At 71.7% G+C, this 15,014-nt stretch carries 12 protein-coding genes and 1 pseudogene; 10 read left to right on the top strand and 3 right to left on the bottom strand.

Annotated features, from left to right (window positions below):
* The first annotated feature begins 34 nt into the window (after window positions 1-34).
* The 3 genes from ACIPJI_RS08745 (at window position 35) to ACIPJI_RS08735 (ending at window position 4,464) form a co-directional block, all read left to right on the top strand.
* Window positions 35-1,429: a class II fumarate hydratase gene (locus ACIPJI_RS08745; protein ID WP_356623292.1), complete on the top strand. Its 1,395-nt coding sequence runs from the start codon at window positions 35-37 to the stop codon at window positions 1,427-1,429.
* A gap of 70 nt (window positions 1,430-1,499) precedes the next feature.
* Window positions 1,500-2,228, top strand: coding sequence for a DUF402 domain-containing protein (locus ACIPJI_RS08740; protein ID WP_356623295.1), 729 nt, complete (start codon window positions 1,500-1,502; stop codon window positions 2,226-2,228).
* A 337-nt stretch (window positions 2,229-2,565) separates the two neighbouring features.
* A complete protein-coding gene (locus tag ACIPJI_RS08735; RefSeq protein WP_402245233.1) occupies window positions 2,566-4,464 on the top strand; it encodes a SpoIIE family protein phosphatase in 1,899 nt (632 codons plus the stop codon).
* Window positions 4,465-4,530: 66 nt separating this feature from the next.
* On the opposite strand, the gene ACIPJI_RS08730 is transcribed toward ACIPJI_RS08735, so the two are convergent.
* Window positions 4,531-6,765, bottom strand: a complete 2,235-nt coding sequence (locus ACIPJI_RS08730; protein ID WP_402245231.1) for a transglycosylase domain-containing protein — start codon at window positions 6,763-6,765, stop codon at window positions 4,531-4,533.
* 279 nt (window positions 6,766-7,044) lie between these two features.
* Between ACIPJI_RS08730 and ACIPJI_RS08725 the strand changes: the two genes are divergently transcribed.
* Window positions 7,045-8,013: an SPFH domain-containing protein gene (locus ACIPJI_RS08725; RefSeq protein WP_402245229.1), complete on the top strand. Its 969-nt coding sequence runs from the start codon at window positions 7,045-7,047 to the stop codon at window positions 8,011-8,013.
* Complete coding sequence (locus tag ACIPJI_RS08720; protein ID WP_307708063.1) at window positions 8,010-8,255, top strand: hypothetical protein; 246 nt, start codon at window positions 8,010-8,012, stop codon at window positions 8,253-8,255. Before ACIPJI_RS08725 ends, ACIPJI_RS08720 begins: the two co-directional genes overlap by 4 nt.
* A 31-nt stretch (window positions 8,256-8,286) precedes the next feature.
* Here ACIPJI_RS08720 and ACIPJI_RS08715 read toward each other — a convergent pair.
* Window positions 8,287-8,814 (bottom strand): annotated as a pseudogene (locus tag ACIPJI_RS08715) (FAD-dependent monooxygenase); the annotation flags it as partial.
* A gap of 238 nt (window positions 8,815-9,052) precedes the next feature.
* On the opposite strand from ACIPJI_RS08715, the gene ACIPJI_RS08710 reads away from it, so the two are divergent.
* From ACIPJI_RS08710 to ACIPJI_RS08700, 3 genes are read left to right on the top strand one after another with little or no spacing between them, the layout of a single operon-like run.
* The gene (locus ACIPJI_RS08710; protein WP_356623304.1) at window positions 9,053-9,577 is read left to right on the top strand and encodes a PadR family transcriptional regulator; all 525 of its coding nucleotides are present in this window, start codon (window positions 9,053-9,055) and stop codon (window positions 9,575-9,577) included.
* Window positions 9,574-10,260, top strand: coding sequence for an ABC transporter ATP-binding protein (locus tag ACIPJI_RS08705; RefSeq protein ID WP_402245226.1), 687 nt, complete (start codon window positions 9,574-9,576; stop codon window positions 10,258-10,260). Before ACIPJI_RS08710 ends, ACIPJI_RS08705 begins: the two co-directional genes overlap by 4 nt.
* A 2-nt stretch (window positions 10,261-10,262) precedes the next feature.
* Entirely contained in the window at window positions 10,263-12,677 is a 2,415-nt protein-coding gene (locus ACIPJI_RS08700; RefSeq protein WP_402245789.1) for an FtsX-like permease family protein, read from the top strand.
* 26 nt (window positions 12,678-12,703) lie between these two features.
* Here ACIPJI_RS08700 and ACIPJI_RS08695 read toward each other — a convergent pair whose 3' ends face one another.
* Window positions 12,704-13,648: a LysR substrate-binding domain-containing protein gene (locus tag ACIPJI_RS08695; RefSeq protein WP_307708060.1), complete on the bottom strand. Its 945-nt coding sequence runs from the start codon at window positions 13,646-13,648 to the stop codon at window positions 12,704-12,706.
* Window positions 13,649-13,779: 131 nt separating this feature from the next.
* Here ACIPJI_RS08695 and ACIPJI_RS08690 point away from each other — a divergent pair, with 131 nt between their 5' ends.
* Both ACIPJI_RS08690 and ACIPJI_RS08685 read left to right on the top strand, forming a co-directional pair.
* Window positions 13,780-14,334, top strand: a complete 555-nt coding sequence (locus ACIPJI_RS08690) for a peroxiredoxin (RefSeq protein WP_402245224.1) — start codon at window positions 13,780-13,782, stop codon at window positions 14,332-14,334.
* Window positions 14,335-14,340: 6 nt separating this feature from the next.
* Window positions 14,341-14,874: an alkyl hydroperoxide reductase gene (locus ACIPJI_RS08685; protein WP_307708058.1), complete on the top strand. Its 534-nt coding sequence runs from the start codon at window positions 14,341-14,343 to the stop codon at window positions 14,872-14,874.
* Window positions 14,875-15,014: the final 140 nt, after the last annotated feature.

The raw sequence follows: 15,014 nt of genomic DNA, 5'->3' as shown, positions 1-15,014 counted from the left end.
ACAAGTGCTCAACTTTTTCAGGAGGTACGACACGATGAGCGACGCCGACGAGTACCGGACCGAGCACGATTCGATGGGTGAGGTGCGGGTCCCCGTGCACGCCAAGTGGCGGGCGCAGACCCAGCGGGCCGTGGAGAACTTCCCCGTCTCCGGTCAGCGTCTGGAGCGTTCGCACATCGAGGCGCTGGCCCGCATCAAGGCCGCCGCCGCCCATGTCAACGCCCAACTCGGCGTGCTGGACAAGGATGTCGCGGAGGCGATCGCCGCCGCCGCGACACAGGTCGCGGAGGGCCGCTGGGACGAGCACTTCCCGGTCGACGTCTTCCAGACCGGCTCCGGCACCTCCTCCAACATGAACACCAACGAGGTCCTGGCCACCCTCGCCACCGAGCGCCTCGGCCGCGACGTGCACCCCAACGACCATGTGAACGCGTCCCAGTCGTCCAACGACGTCTTCCCGTCCTCCATCCACATCGCGGCGACCGCGGCCGTCACCCGTGACCTGATCCCCGCCCTGGACCATCTCGCCTCCTCCCTGGAGCGGAAGGCCACCGAGTTCGCGGCGGTCGTCAAGGCCGGCCGTACGCATCTGATGGACGCGACACCCGTCACCCTCGGCCAGGAGTTCGGCGGCTACGCGGCCCAGGTCCGGTACGGGATCGAACGGCTGAAGGCCTCGCTGCCCCGTCTCGCGGAACTGCCTCTGGGCGGCACGGCCGTGGGCACCGGGATCAACACCCCGCCCGGCTTCTCCGCCGCCGTCATCGCCGAGGTGGCCCGCACGACCGGGCTGCCGCTGACGGAGGCGCGCGACCACTTCGAGGCGCAGGGGGCCCGCGACGGCCTCGTGGAGACCTCGGGGCAGCTCCGCACGGTCGCGGTCTCGCTCACCAAGATCTGCAACGACCTGCGCTGGATGGCTTCGGGGCCGCGCACCGGTCTCGCCGAGATCGCCCTCCCCGACCTCCAGCCCGGCTCCTCGATCATGCCGGGCAAGGTGAACCCGGTGATCCCCGAGGCGGTTCTGATGGTGGCCGCTCAGGTCACCGGCAACGACGCGACCGTCGCGGCGGCCGGCGCGGCCGGCAACTTCGAGCTCAACGTCATGCTCCCGGTGATCGCCAAGAACCTGCTGGAATCGGTCAGACTTCTGGCCAACGCCTCGCGCCTGCTGGCGGACCGCACCGTCGACGGCATCACGGCCGACGTGGAACGGGCCCGCGAGTACGCCGAGTCCTCCCCCTCGGTCGTCACCCCGCTCAACAAGTACATCGGCTACGAGGAGGCGGCGAAGGTCGCCAAGAAGTCGCTCGCACAGCGCCGGACGATCCGTGAGGTGGTGCTCGAGTCCGGCTATGTGGAACGGGGAGACCTGACCGTGGAACAGCTGGACGAGGCACTTGACGTGCTGCGTATGACACACCCGTGACGCACGGGCCGTGACACGGCCCGTGACACGCCTCGCAGCGTGGCCCGTTCCGTACTCCTAAGATCTGCTCATGACAGGCACGGGAGGCCCGGCACACGGAACGGGCAGGACGGAACCGCACAGGACCGACGCGGAGAGCGCCGCACGCTGGGAGCCGGGCGACCACATCCTGTGGCGCTACCGCGGGCATGCCACGGGCCGCGCCGGCCGCGCGTTCCACATCTGCCGCCCCGTGACCGTCGTCCAGGACACCGACGAGCTGCTCGCCGTGTGGATGGCCCCCGGCACCGAGTGCGTGAAGCCGGTGATCGCGGACGGCACCCCGGTGCACGAGGAGCCGCTCGATACGCGCTACACCGCACCCCGCACCACCGCCCGCACCCGCTGGAGCGGCAACGGCGTGCTCAAGCTGGCGCAGCCCGGCCTGCCCTGGTCGGTGTGGCTGTTCTGGGAGCACGACTGGCAGTTCCGCAGCTGGTACGTCAACCTCGAGGAGCCCCGTACCCGCTGGTCGGGCGGTGTCGACTCGGAGGACCACTACCTCGACATCTCCGTCTACCCGGACCGCAGTTGGCTGTGGCGGGACGAGGACGAGTTCGAACAGGCGCAGCGCGTCGGCCTGATGGACGCCCGGACGGCGAGAGGCGTACGGGAAGCGGGCCGGGCGGCGGTCGAGGTGATCCGCGCCTGGGGTGCGCCGTTCTCCGACGGCTGGGAGGGCTGGCGGCCCGACCCCGCCTGGCACGTACCGGCCCTTCCGGCCGACTGGGACCGGCTGCCGGCGCGGCAGGCGGCCTGATCCGGGCGCTCCGGCCGGTTCCCGACGGGAACGCGCTCCGGCGTATACGACCTCGTGAGACTCTTGATGCGCCCCCTGGGGGCAAACGTAGGATCGTCGTCCGCAAGGCATGGCCGTACGAGGGAGCAGGAGCGCAGGGCCCGACCGTTCAGTCATTCAGCAGTCACAGAGCGTCCAGTCACCGAGCGTCTCGCAAGAGGCAGCACGAGTAACTCACCACAGGGGGTTGAGCTGTGCCGGAAGCCCGCCACCCTGTCGACGTCACCCCCAGAGCGGGTATACCGCCCCACGAGGCGATTGCAGCGCACCACCGGCCCGGATGGACGGAATCCCACGCGTGACGGAGCATCCCACCTCCCACGAAGGCCGGCAGCCCCTGGCTGCCCGGTCCCAGGAACGCACCCGGCCGCGGGCGCAGGCGGCCGGGGCATCACCCGCGCCCGCCGGGCCGCCGCCCAAGCCCCAGCCGCAGCCCCAGCCGCAGGTGCACACGGCGCCGCTGCAGGCCCAGGACATCGCGGGGACCGCGAGACGGGAGGGCGACCGGCTGCGGTTCGTAGGAGCGGCCACCCGGCGGATCGCGCGCGGCATCGACCTGGACGAGATCGTCCTCGGTCTGTGCCGGGCCACCGTGCCGACGTTCTCCGACGCGATCCTGGTCTACCTCCGCGACCCGCTGCCGGTCGGCGACGAACGGCCGGTGTCCCCCTTCGTGCTGCGGCTCCGGCGCACCGACAGGCTGCGCTCCAGCGCCGACGACACGGACCAGGGCGGCGTCGGCGCCATGCCGCTGCTGGACGCGGGGAGCGAGCCCACACCCGCCGCCGAGCTCTGTGAGGTCCGGTCCGGAGGGGCGCTTTCCGAGGTGCTGCGCGGCGTGCGGCCCGTCTTCGGCGACTCCGCCGCGGCCCGCGCCGCGCTGCCCGAGCTGCTCGGCGACGGCCGGTCCGTGCCGACCGGCCACCGCGCGATACTCGCGCCGCTGCGCGGCCGCCGCCGGGTGATCGGCGCCGCCGTCTTCCTGCGCCGCCCCGACCGGCCCGCCTTCGAACCGAACGACCTGCTGGTCGCCGCGCAGCTGGCGACCCACACGGCGCTCGGCATCGACAAGGCGGTGCTGTACGGCCGCGAGGCGTACATCGCCGACGAGCTCCAGCGCACGATGCTGCCCGACTCGCTGCCCCAGCCGACCGGCGTGCGGCTCGCCTCGCGCTATCTCCCGGCGGCGGAGACCGCACGCGTGGGCGGCGACTGGTACGACGCCATCCCGCTGCCCGGCAGCCGCGTGGCGCTGGTCGTCGGTGACGTCATGGGCCACTCGATGACCTCCGCCGCGATCATGGGCCAGCTGCGGACGACCGCGCAGACGCTGGCCGGTCTCGACCTGCCGCCCCAGGAGGTCCTGCACCACCTGGACGAGCAGGCGCAGCGCCTCGGCACCGACCGCATGGCCACCTGCCTCTACGCGGTGTACGACCCCGTCTCGCACCGGATCACCATCGCCAACGCCGGGCACCCGCCGCCCATCCTGCTGCACCTGGGCGGGCGGGCCGAGGTGCTGCGCGTGCCGCCAGGCGCCCCCATCGGCGTCGGCGGGGTCGACTTCGAGGCCGTGGAGCTGGACGCCCCGGCCGGCGCGACGCTGCTGCTCTACACCGACGGGCTGGTCGAATCCCGGCTGCGTGACGTGTGGACGGGCATCGAGCAGCTGCGGGAGCGGCTCGCGGACACCGCGCAGCTCACCGGACCCGACCACTCGCCGCCGCTGGAGGCCCTCTGCGACGACGTGCTCGACATGCTGGGCCCCGGCGACCGCGACGACGACATCGCCCTGCTCGCGGCCCGCTTCGACGGGATCGCGCCGAGCGACGTCGCGTACTGGTTCCTCGAGCCGGAGGACGCGGCCCCGGGCCGGGCCCGCCGCCTCGCCCGGCGCGCACTGGCCCGCTGGGGCCTCGAGGAGCTGTCCGACTCGGTGGAGCTGCTGGTCAGCGAGGTCGTCACCAATGCCGTGCGGTACGCGGAGCGGCCGGTGACACTGCGGCTGCTGCGCACCGATGTGCTGCGCTGCGAGGTCGGCGACGACTCGCCGCAGCTGCCCCGGCAGCGGCGGGCGCGGGACACGGACGAGGGCGGCCGCGGTCTGTTCCTGGTGAACCGGCTCGCGAGGCGCTGGGGCGCGACCCGGCTCTCCACCGGCAAGGTCGTCTGGTTCGAGCTGCCCACCCGGGCCTGACACGCATACGCAGGCGCCCGCACCCCGGTCCTCGAGGTGCGGGCGCCTGCGTCGTGCCCGGGCCCGTCAGGGCTGGGGCGGGCGGCGGTCGGTGTCCTTGTCCGGGTCGCCGTCACCCGGCTCGACGGGAGGCGTGAACGTCCCCGTCGGCGGCGTGATCGTCGTCGTCGGCGTCGGGAACTCGTCCGTCGGCGTCGGGTCCGCCGTACCGGTGTCCGTGGGCGTCGGAGTGGGGTCCTCGGTCTCCGTCTCCGTCTCCGTGGGGGTCGGGGTCGGGTCCTCGGTCTCCGTCTCCGTCTCCGTCGGGGTCGGGTCCGGGCTCGCGATCTCCGCCACGTCGAGGTCGAACTCGGCGTCGGAGCCGCCGTTCAGCGCGCCGAGCGTGTAGTCGGCCCAGATCCTTGCGGGGAAGCCACCGCCGTTGGCACGGCCGGCCTGTGCGGTGCCCGTGAGGGACACCTGGCCGCCGCCCTCCTTGGGCGACTCGCCGAACAGGGCCACCACCGTGGCGAGTTCGGGGGTGTAGCCCGCGAACCAGGCGGACCGGTTCTTCTCCGAGGTGCCCGTCTTGCCCGCCGCTTCGTAGAAGCTCGACCTCGCGGCGATGCCGGAACCGTTCTTCACCACGCCCGTGAGGCCCGCGGTGACCGTGTCGGCCGTCTCACGGCTGATCACCTGGCTGCCGATCGGGTCCTGGACCTCGAACTCGCGGTCCTTGTGCTCGGCCTTGCCGACGATCGTCGGGGTGACCTTCTTGCCGTGGTTGTCGAGGGTGGCGTAGACGCCGGCCATGTCCCACGTGGAGGCGCCCATCACGCCCAGCGAGATCGCGGGACGCTCGGGGAAGTTGACGTCCGGCATGCCCAGCTCGAGCGCCGTGTCCTTCACCTTGTCCAGACCGACGTCGACGGCCATCTGCGCGAAGGCGGAGTTGATCGACCTGTTCAGCGACGTCTGGACGCTGACGGGGCCGTAGCTCTTGCCGAGGTCGTTCTGCGGGTTGAACGGGGTGTCGCTGCCCTCGACCGGGCGCTTGCTGGTGCCGTCGTAGATGGTGTTGAGACCGATCGGGTCGCCGTCCTGTGTCGTCGAACCGTTCTCCAGCGCGGACGCGAACACGACCGGCTTGAAGGTCGAGGCCGGCTGGTAGTCGCGGCGGGTGGCGTTCGACAGCCAGTGCTTGGTGGCGTCCACGCCGCCGTAGAGGGCGACGACCTTGCCGGTCTTCGGGTCGACGGAGGTGGCGCCGGCCTGCACGGTGGCGTCCACCGTGTTGCCCTCGCGGTCGAGCTCGTCCTCGAGCTGCTTCTTGACCGCGCCCTCCAGCTCCTTCTGGCGCTTGGAGTCGATGTTCAGGGTGATCGTCCAGCCACCGGCGTCGAGGTCGGCCTTGTCGATGCCCTGGCGTGCCAGCTCCTGCTTGGCGGCCTCGACGATGTAGCCGGCCTGCCCGCTGAGGCCGGCCGGCGCCTTCGGGGCCTGCGGTGCGGGGAACTTCAGGCTGTCGCGGGTGCTCTTGTCGAGCCAGTCCTCCTCGACCATGTTGTTGAGCACGTAGTTCCAGCGATTGGTGACCGTCTCCTTGGTCTCGTCGGAGGCGACGGCCCAGTCGTAGCTGCTGGGGGCCTGGACGAGAGCCGCGAGGTAGGCGCCCTGGGCGACGTTCAGCTTCTCGGCGTCGACGCCGTAGTACGCCTGGGCGGCGGCCTGGATGCCGTACGCGCCACGGCCGAAGTAGCTGGTGTTGAGGTAACCGGCGAGGATCTCGCTCTTCTCCTTCTTCCGGTCCACCTTGAGCGAGATCACCAGCTCCTTGAGCTTGCGGCTGACCGTCCGGTCCTGGTTCAGGTAGTAGTTCTTGACGTACTGCTGGGTGATCGTCGAGCCACCCTGCTTGCCCTGTCCGGTGAGGGTGTTCTTCAGTCCCCGCAGCGTGCCCTTGATGTCGACGCCCGAGTCCTGGAAGAAGGTCTTGTTCTCGGCCGCGACGAAGGCGAACTGGACGTCCTGGGGGATCTTGTCCAGGCCGACGATCTCCCGGTTGACCTCGCCGGTACGGGCCAGGAGCTTGCCGTCGCTGTACTTGTAGACGTTGCTCTGCAGCTTGGCCTCTGCGTTGGCCTCGGGGACCGGGACGAGCAGGTAGGCCACGAAGAACGTGCCCATCGCCAGCAGGCACAGGCCGAGGAACGTGCCGAGCATCTTCTTGAAGGTGAAGAAGCGGCGTATGCCCGAGGGCCTGGATTTTCTCGCCCGGCGCGCCCCGCGCTGCCGGGCCTGTCGCGCTTCCGCTCGGCCCATCGCTCCGTCCGCTCCCGCTCTGTCGGCCAACCGGCTCACTCGTCCGGCGTTCTGGTCACCGGTGTCTGCCCGGAATCAGCTCAGAAAGCTAACACCGGTCACCCAGACAAAGAGGAGCTGATCCCCCCTTTTCCGGACGTGAGAATGAGCACCCCGTCTCATGGAACCGACTCACGAAGGGGCTCCAGGGTTGCCACATACGTTAAAGTGATATCAGTTTGCTAGACCGACGACGGACCGGCGGACGGCACTCGGCCGTGCGCGGAAACGGGGACGACCATGCCTGCCACCTCCAGCCACGACACAGCCTCCGGCTTCGCGAACAGCGCGCCCGACGCACCGGAAGTACCGGAGATGCCCCAGCCGCGGGTGCGCGAGTTCGCAGCCCACAGCATCGGAGGCGGCCTGGCGCTGCTGCTCGGCCTCGTCGGGCTGGCGGGGGGCGCGGCCCTCGTCGTCGCCGCCACGGCGTTCGACTCTGCGGGCATCAAGGCCGTACTGATCGCCGGCGGCGTCGTGATCGGCATCGCCGCGTTCCTCGCCATGTGCGGACTGAACATGGTCGCCCCGGGCGAGGCACGCGTCGTCCAGCTCTTCGGCCGCTACCGGGGCACGATCCGCACGGACGGACTGCGCTGGGTCAACCCGCTCACGGCTCGGACCAAGATCTCCACCCGGGTGCGCAACCACGAGACGGCCGTACTGAAGGTCAACGACGCGTACGGCAACCCCATCGAGCTCGCCGCGGTGGTCGTGTGGAAGGTCGAGGACACCGCCCAGGCCATGTTCGAGGTCGACGACTTCCTCGAGTTCGTCTCCACCCAGACCGAGGCCGCGGTCCGCCACATCGCCATCGAGTACCCCTACGACGCCCACGACGAGGCGGGCCTGTCGCTGCGCGGCAACGCGGAAGAGATCACGGAGAAGCTCGCCGTGGAACTGCACGCACGGGTCGAGGCGGCCGGCGTCCACATCATCGAGTCCCGCTTCACCCACCTCGCCTACGCGCCCGAGATCGCCTCTGCGATGCTCCAGCGCCAGCAGGCCGGCGCGGTCGTGGCCGCCCGGCGCCAGATCGTCGACGGCGCGGTCGGTATGGTCGAGGCGGCCCTCGCCCGGATCGCCGAGCAGGGCATCGTCGAGCTGGACTCCGAGCGCAAGGCGGCCATGGTCTCCAACCTGATGGTGGTGCTGTGCGGCGACCGCGCGGCCCAGCCGGTCCTCAACACGGGCACGCTGTACCAGTGACGCCGCCGCCCTCCGAACGCAAGCAGGTGCTCCTGCGGCTGGACCCGGCGGTGTACGAGGCACTCGCCAGGTGGGCGGGGGACGAGCTGCGCAGCGCGAACGCGCAGATCGAGTTCCTGCTGCGACGCGCGCTGGCGGACGCCGGCCGGCTGCCCTCGTCCACGGGCCCCATCGCCCGGCGCGGCCGGCCGCCCAAGGCGCAGCCGGGGGCGTCGGGCGATGCCGGGAGCGGGGCGCCGTAGCGACCCGCGCCGGCTGCGAGGGGCCTGGCGTTCAAGAGAGCGCCAGGCCGGTGTAGTTGTGTGCCAGCTCCGCCGCCGCGTGCGGCGACGTGGCGATGCGGTCCAGCTGGGCCACCTGGAGGCGGGCGTCGAAGGAGCTTGCGCCGGGAGCGGTGTGGAGCGTGGTGGTCATGAACGCGGAGAACCGCTCCGCCTGCCACACCCGGCGCAGGCAGGTGTCGGAGTAGGCCTCGAGCAGTTCGCCCGAGCCGGAGCCGTACAGGCCGGCGAAGGCCGTGGCGAGGACGGTGACGTCGCCGGCGGCCAGGTTGAGTCCCTTGGCGCCGGCCGGCGGGACGATGTGGGCGGCATCGCCGGCGAGCAGAATCCGGCCGTGCCGCATCGGCTCGGTGACCGAGCTGCGCATCGGCAGCACCGACTTCGCCGATATGGGCCCGCGCTCGAGCCGCCACCGCGGACCGGCTCCGAGCCTGCGGTCCAGCTCGTCCCAGATCCGGCCGTCCGGCCAGGCGGCCGGGTCCTCGCCGTTCGGGACCTGGAGATACAGGCGGCTGACCCGCGCGGCGGGCACGGCTCGGCGGACGACCCGGACCGGCCGCGCACCGGCAGGATCGGGACGGACTTGACGGCGCCGAGGGGCTCGCCGTGGCGTCACGGCCCGGCCCGACCGGAGAAGCTTGGCGGGACCGGAGCGGCCCGGCCGGCCCCGAGAAGCGGGGTGGTCCGCGCCCGGGCGCAGCTCAGGAGGACACCCCCGCTATACACGGCGCGTATACACCCTGAGTACAGTGGCCGCCATGTCCATCGGTCACACACTCCTCGGCCTCCTCGAGGCCGGCCCGCGACACGGCTACGACCTGAAGCGGGCCTTCGACGAACGGTTCGGACAGGACCGCCCGCTGCACTACGGGCAGGTCTACTCGACCATGTCCCGGCTCCTGAAGAACGGTCTCGTCGAGGTCGACGGGGTCGAGTCCGGTGGCGGGCCGGAGCGGAAGCGGTACGCCATCACCGACGCCGGGATCACCGATGTCGAGCGGTGGCTCGCCCAGCCCGAGAAGCCGGAGCCGTACCTTCAGTCGACGCTCTACACCAAGGTCGTCCTCGCGCTGCTCACCGGCCGCAGCGCCGCCGAGTTGCTCGACGGCCAGCGTGCGGAGCATCTGCGGCTGATGCGGCTCCTGACCGAGCGCAAGCGCCACGGCGACCTCGCCGACCAGCTGATCTGCGACCACGCCCTGTTCCACCTGGAAGCCGATCTGCGCTGGCTGGAACTGACCGCCGCGCGGCTCGACCAGCTCGCCTCGGAGGTCCGGGCGTGATCCCCGCCGGTTCCCTGCTCGTCGCCGACGGCCTGCGCAAGACCTTCGGGTCCACCACCGCCCTCGACGACGCCTCGTTCTCCGTCCATCCCGGCGAGGTCGTCGCCGTCATGGGACCGTCCGGTTCCGGCAAGTCGACCCTGCTGCACTGCCTCGCCGGCATCGTCCGGCCCGACGCCGGCTCCGTCACCTACGCGGGCCGCGAGATCACCGGCCTGTCGGACGCGGAACGCAGCGCGCTGCGCCGCTCGGACTTCGGGTTCGTGTTCCAGTTCGGCCAGCTGGTCCCGGAGTTGAGCTGCGTCGAGAACGTGGCGCTACCGCTGCGGCTCGGCGGCGTGAGGCGCAAGGAGGCCGAGCGCACGGCGCAGGAATGGCTGGAGCGGCTCGAGGTCGGCGACACCGCGCGCAAGCGGCCCGGCGACATCTCCGGCGGGCAGGGGCAGCGGGTCGCGGTGGCCCGCGCGCTGGTCGCCTCGCCCAAGGTGGTCTTCGCCGACGAACCCACCGGCGCCCTGGACACCCTCAACGGCGAGCGCGTGATGTCGCTGCTCACCGACACGGCCCGCCGGCAGAACACGGCCGTCGTGCTCGTCACCCATGAGACGCGCGTCGCCGCCTATTCGGACCGGGAGATCGTCGTGCGTGACGGCAGGGCACGCGACCCCGAGCGGGTCGCATGAGCATGACCCGGCACGAGCCGCACCCCGCATCCGCGGCACCGGGCCTGCCGCACCTCGCGCCGCGTGCGCACCGCGGGCCGGCCGCGCGGTTGCGGGACCTCGCCATGGGCCTCCGGTTCGCCGTCTCCGGCGGCCGTGAGGGCCTGACCCGCACCGCGCTGACCGCCCTCGGCGTGGGGCTCGGGGTCGGACTGCTGCTCATCGCCGCGTCCGTACCGCAGATGATGGACGCCCGGGACAGCCGTACCGCTGCCAGGACCGCCGTCGGACCGGGGCTGGGCGAGCAGGTGCCGGTCTCCGCGACGAGCCTGGTCATGGCGCCGGCCGACACCGACTACCGCACGCAGACCGTCGGCGGCGAGATCCTGCGGCCGGACGGCGCCGACCCGGCGCTGCCGCCGGGCCTCGACCGTGCCCCGGGGGCCGGCGAGATGTACGTCTCCCCCGCGCTCGCCGATCTGCTGGCCTCCCCCGAGGGGGGGCTGCTGAAGGAACGCCTGCGCCACCGCACCGTGGGCCTGATCGGCGACGCCGGGCTTCTCGATCCGGGTGAACTGCGCTTCTACGCGGGCAGTTCCACCCTGACCACCGACACCGGCGGTGTGCGCGTCGACGGCTACGGCACCCGGGGCGGCGGGGACCCGATGGCCCCCGTGCTCATCGTCGTCGTCGTCCTGGCGTGCGTGGTACTGCTGGTACCGGTGACCGTCTTCATCGCGACCGCCGTCCGCTTCGGCGGCGAGCAGCGCGACCGGCGGCTCGCCGCCCTGCGCCTCGTGGGCGCGGACGCCCGCACGACCCGCTGGATCGCTGCCGGTGAGGCGCTGTTCGGCGCCGTGCTCGGACTGGCCGTCGGAGCCGTGGCGTTCGCCGGGGGGCGGCTGATCGCCGGCTCCGTACGGGTGTGGGACCTGAGCGCCTTCCCCTCCGACGTCGTACCGGTGCCCTGGCTCGGCGCGCTGATCCTTCTCGCCGTGCCGGTCTTGTCGGTGGTGGTGACGCTGCTGGCGATGCGCGCCGTGACGGTCGAACCGCTGGGTGTCGTACGGCGGTCGGCGCCGCGCCGCGGCCGCCTGTGGTGGCGGCTGCTGATGCTGCCCGCGGGACTGGCCGTGCTTGTGGCGACCGGCATGGTCGGCCAGGACCCGGAGGTCGTCGAACCGTGGCCCGTCGCCGCGGGGACGCTGCTCGTGCTGTTCTCGCTGACCGCGCTGCTGCCCTGGCTCGTCGACGCCGTCGTCCGGCGACTCGGCCGCGGCCCGGTGGCGTGGCAGCTGGCCGTGCGCCGGCTCCAGCTGGGCAGCGCCTCCGCGACCAGGGCGGTGGGCGGCATCACGGTCGCGGTGGCGGGAGCGATCGCGCTCCAGATGGTGTTCGCCGCGGTGCACGACGACTTCAACCGCGTGACCGGGCAGGACTCCGCGCGGGCGCAGCTGACCGTCTCCGCCGAGTTCCCGAGCGGCGAACTGGCCGGCGAGATGATCAGGGAGTTCCGCGCCACGGAAGGCGTGCGGGGCGTGATCGGCACGGTGGAGGCGTACGTGGTGTCCCCGGAGCCCGTCGCCGAGGGGGACATCCGGCCGACGACCACCCTGACGGTCGGCGACTGCCCCACCCTGCGGGAACTGGCGCGGATCCGCTCCTGCGCGGACGGCGACACGTTCGTCGTGCACGGCGCCCGTGACGAGCCGCCGTCCGACTGGATCGACAGGACCGCCCGGAAGGGCAGGCCGGTGAACCTCAACAGCGGCCCCCCGTTCGACGGCTCCGCGCCCATGCTGTGGACCCTGCCGGAGCGGTCACCCACGGTGATGGCGCGCCCCGACCCGGTGGGCGAGGAGCACACCGGCATCTTCGCGACACCGGGCGCCCTGGACGTGTCCGCGCTCCCCGGCGCCCGGACCACGGCGCAGGTGCAGATCGACGAGAGCGTGGCGGACGCGAGGGAGTTCGTGCGCAACGCCACCGCACGGATCGACGCCCCGGTCCGGGTCCGGACCGTCCACAAGATCGAACGGGACCGGCAGTACCAGAGTGTCCGGACCGGGCTGCTGGCCGCCGCCTGGGCGACGATGGGGCTGATCGCGGCGTCGATGGCGGTCGCCCAGATCGAACAGCTCAGGGAGCGCAGGCGGCTGCTGGCCGTCCTGGTGGCCTTCGGCACCGGCCGCGCCACGCTGACCTGGTCGGTGCTGTTGCAGACGGCCGTCCTGGTGGTGCTCGGTACGGCGATGGCGGTCGCGGCCGGAATCGGGCTGGGTACGGCGATGCTGCGGATGATCGGGAAGCCGGTCACGCACTGGGGATCGTTCCTCCCGGTGGCCGGCATGGGCGCGGGCCTGATCCTCGTGGTGACGCTGCTGAGCCTGCCGGTGCTGGTCCGACTGATGCGCCCGGGGGGCCTCCGGTCCGAGTGACGTCCGCGCGGTGCGGGTCCGTCCTCTCAGGGCGCGACCCGCACCGGCAGTGCGCCCATCGCCTCCCGCAGCGCCGTGGCGAACTCCTCGAACTCGCCGCCCCGGGCGGCGCCCGACCGCATCGCGAGCGCGATCCGTCGTGACGGCGCGGGATCGGCGAACCAGCCGGTCTGGAGACGGCCGGCGCGGCCGGTTTCCACATCGACTGCCGTCCGCGGCAGCAGCGTCACGCCGAGACCGCCCGCGACCAGCTGGACGAGCGTGGCGAGGCCCGCGGCGGTCGTGGTCACGGGGGCGCCTTCGGTGCGGCCCGCCTCGCGGCAGATGTCGAGGGCCTGGTCCCGCAGGCAGTGCCCCTCGTCGAGGAGGAGCAGATGCAGCTCGCGCAGCGCCTCGCGCGGGATGTCCTGGCGGCCGCCGAGCCAGTGGTCCTCCGGGGTGACCAGCACGAAGTCCTCGTCGAACAGCGGCAGTTCGGTGACTCCGGGCACGCCGAGCGGCACGGCCAGCAGCAGCAGGTCCAGCCTCCCCGCGCCGAGCCCCTCCAGCAGGGACGAGGTCTGCTCCTCATGCACCTGCAGATCGAGCTCCGGGTACCGCTCGTGGACCAGTTTCAGCACGGTCGGCAGCAGATACGGTGCGACCGTCGGGATCACGCCCAGCCGGAGCACGCCCGTGAACGGCGCCCGTACCGCTTCCGCCTCGTCCATCAGGGCGCTCACGGCTTCCAGCACGGCCCTGGCCCGGACCGCGAGCCTCTCCCCGGCCGGGGAGAGGAGCACCTTGCGCGTCGTACGCTCGAGGAGCTGGACACCGAGTGCCTCCTCGAGCGCCGAGACGGCGCCGGAGAGTGCGGGCTGACTCATCCCGATTGCCGCCGCCGCGTCCCGGAAGTGCAGATGCTCCGCCACGGCCGCGAAGGCGCGCAGCTGTGCGAGGCTCGGCTGTTTGCCCCTGTTTGTTATGGCCACTGATAAGTACCTCCGATCGCGATGACCGAGTCTAGCTATTTCCGCGATCAATGCACTCTGTGCCACTATCAAGATCCGTCCAACCCCACCGGATGCCCCCAAAAGGGAAATCCTGTTTGCAAGGAGAGCGCGTGCTCACTGTCGGTGACCAGTTCCCCACGTTCGACCTGACTGCCTGCGTCTCGCTGGAGAGCGGCAAGGAGTTCGAGCAGATCAACCACAAGTCCTACGAGGGCAAGTGGAAGGTCGTGTTCGCGTGGCCCAAGGACTTCACCTTCGTCTGCCCGACCGAGATCGCCGCGTTCGGCAAGCTGAACGACGAGTTCGCCGACCGTGACGCCCAGATCCTCGGCTTCTCCGGCGACTCCGAGTTCGTCCACCACGCCTGGCGCAAGGACCACGCCGACCTGCGTGACCTGCCCTTCCCGATGATGGCCGACTCGAAGCGCGAGCTCATGCGGGACCTCGGCATCGAGGGCGAGGACGGCTTCGCGCAGCGCGCCGTCTTCATCGTCGACCCGAACAACGAGATCCAGTTCACCATGGTGACCGCCGGGTCCGTCGGCCGTAACCCCAAGGAGGTCCTGCGGGTGCTGGACGCCCTGCAGACCGACGAGCTGTGCCCGTGCAACTGGACCAAGGGCGAGAACACCCTCGACCCCGTCGCGCTGCTGTCGGGCGAGTGATCCGACATGGCTCTCGATGAACTGAAGGCCGCCGTACCGGACTACGCCAAGGACCTGAGGCTGAACCTCGGCTCGGTCATCGGCAACAGCGAGCTTCCCCAGCAGCAGCTGTGGGGCACCGTGCTGGCCTGCGCGATCGCCTCGCGTTCGCCGCGGGTGCTGCGTGAGCTGGAGCCGGAGGCGAAGGCCAACCTCAAGCCCGAGGCGTACGCCGCCGCCAAGTCGGCCGCCGCGGTCATGGCCATGAACAACGTCTTCTACCGGACCCGGCACCTGCTGTCGGACCCGGAGTACGGGACGCTCCGTGCCGGTCTGCGGATGAACGTCATCGGCAACCCCGGTGTGGAGAAGGTCGACTTCGAGCTGTGGTCGCTCGCCGTCTCCGCCATCAACGGCTGCGGCCAGTGCCTCGACTCCCACGAGCAGGTGCTGCGCAAGGCCGGAGTGGACCGCGAGACGATCCAGGAGGCCTTCAAGATCGCCGCGGTGATCCAGGCCGTGGGTACGACGCTGGACGCAGAGGCCGTCATGGCCGAGTAGTCCTCGCACACACATAGGGGCCCCGGCCCCCCCGGGGGGGGGGGGGGGGGCCCGTCGTGTGTGGGGGGCCGCTGGACCGGGTGGCCCAGAGGCGCCCGGACGCGCACACCCCCACCGCCCCCACGCCGGTACCCCGCGGG

The sequence above is a fragment of the Streptomyces sp. NPDC086835 genome, assembly GCF_044745705.1.
Lineage (GTDB): Bacteria > Actinomycetota > Actinomycetes > Streptomycetales > Streptomycetaceae > Streptomyces.
Note: the sequence above shows the minus strand (reverse complement) of the source record. Positions and strands in the feature narration are given on the sequence as shown.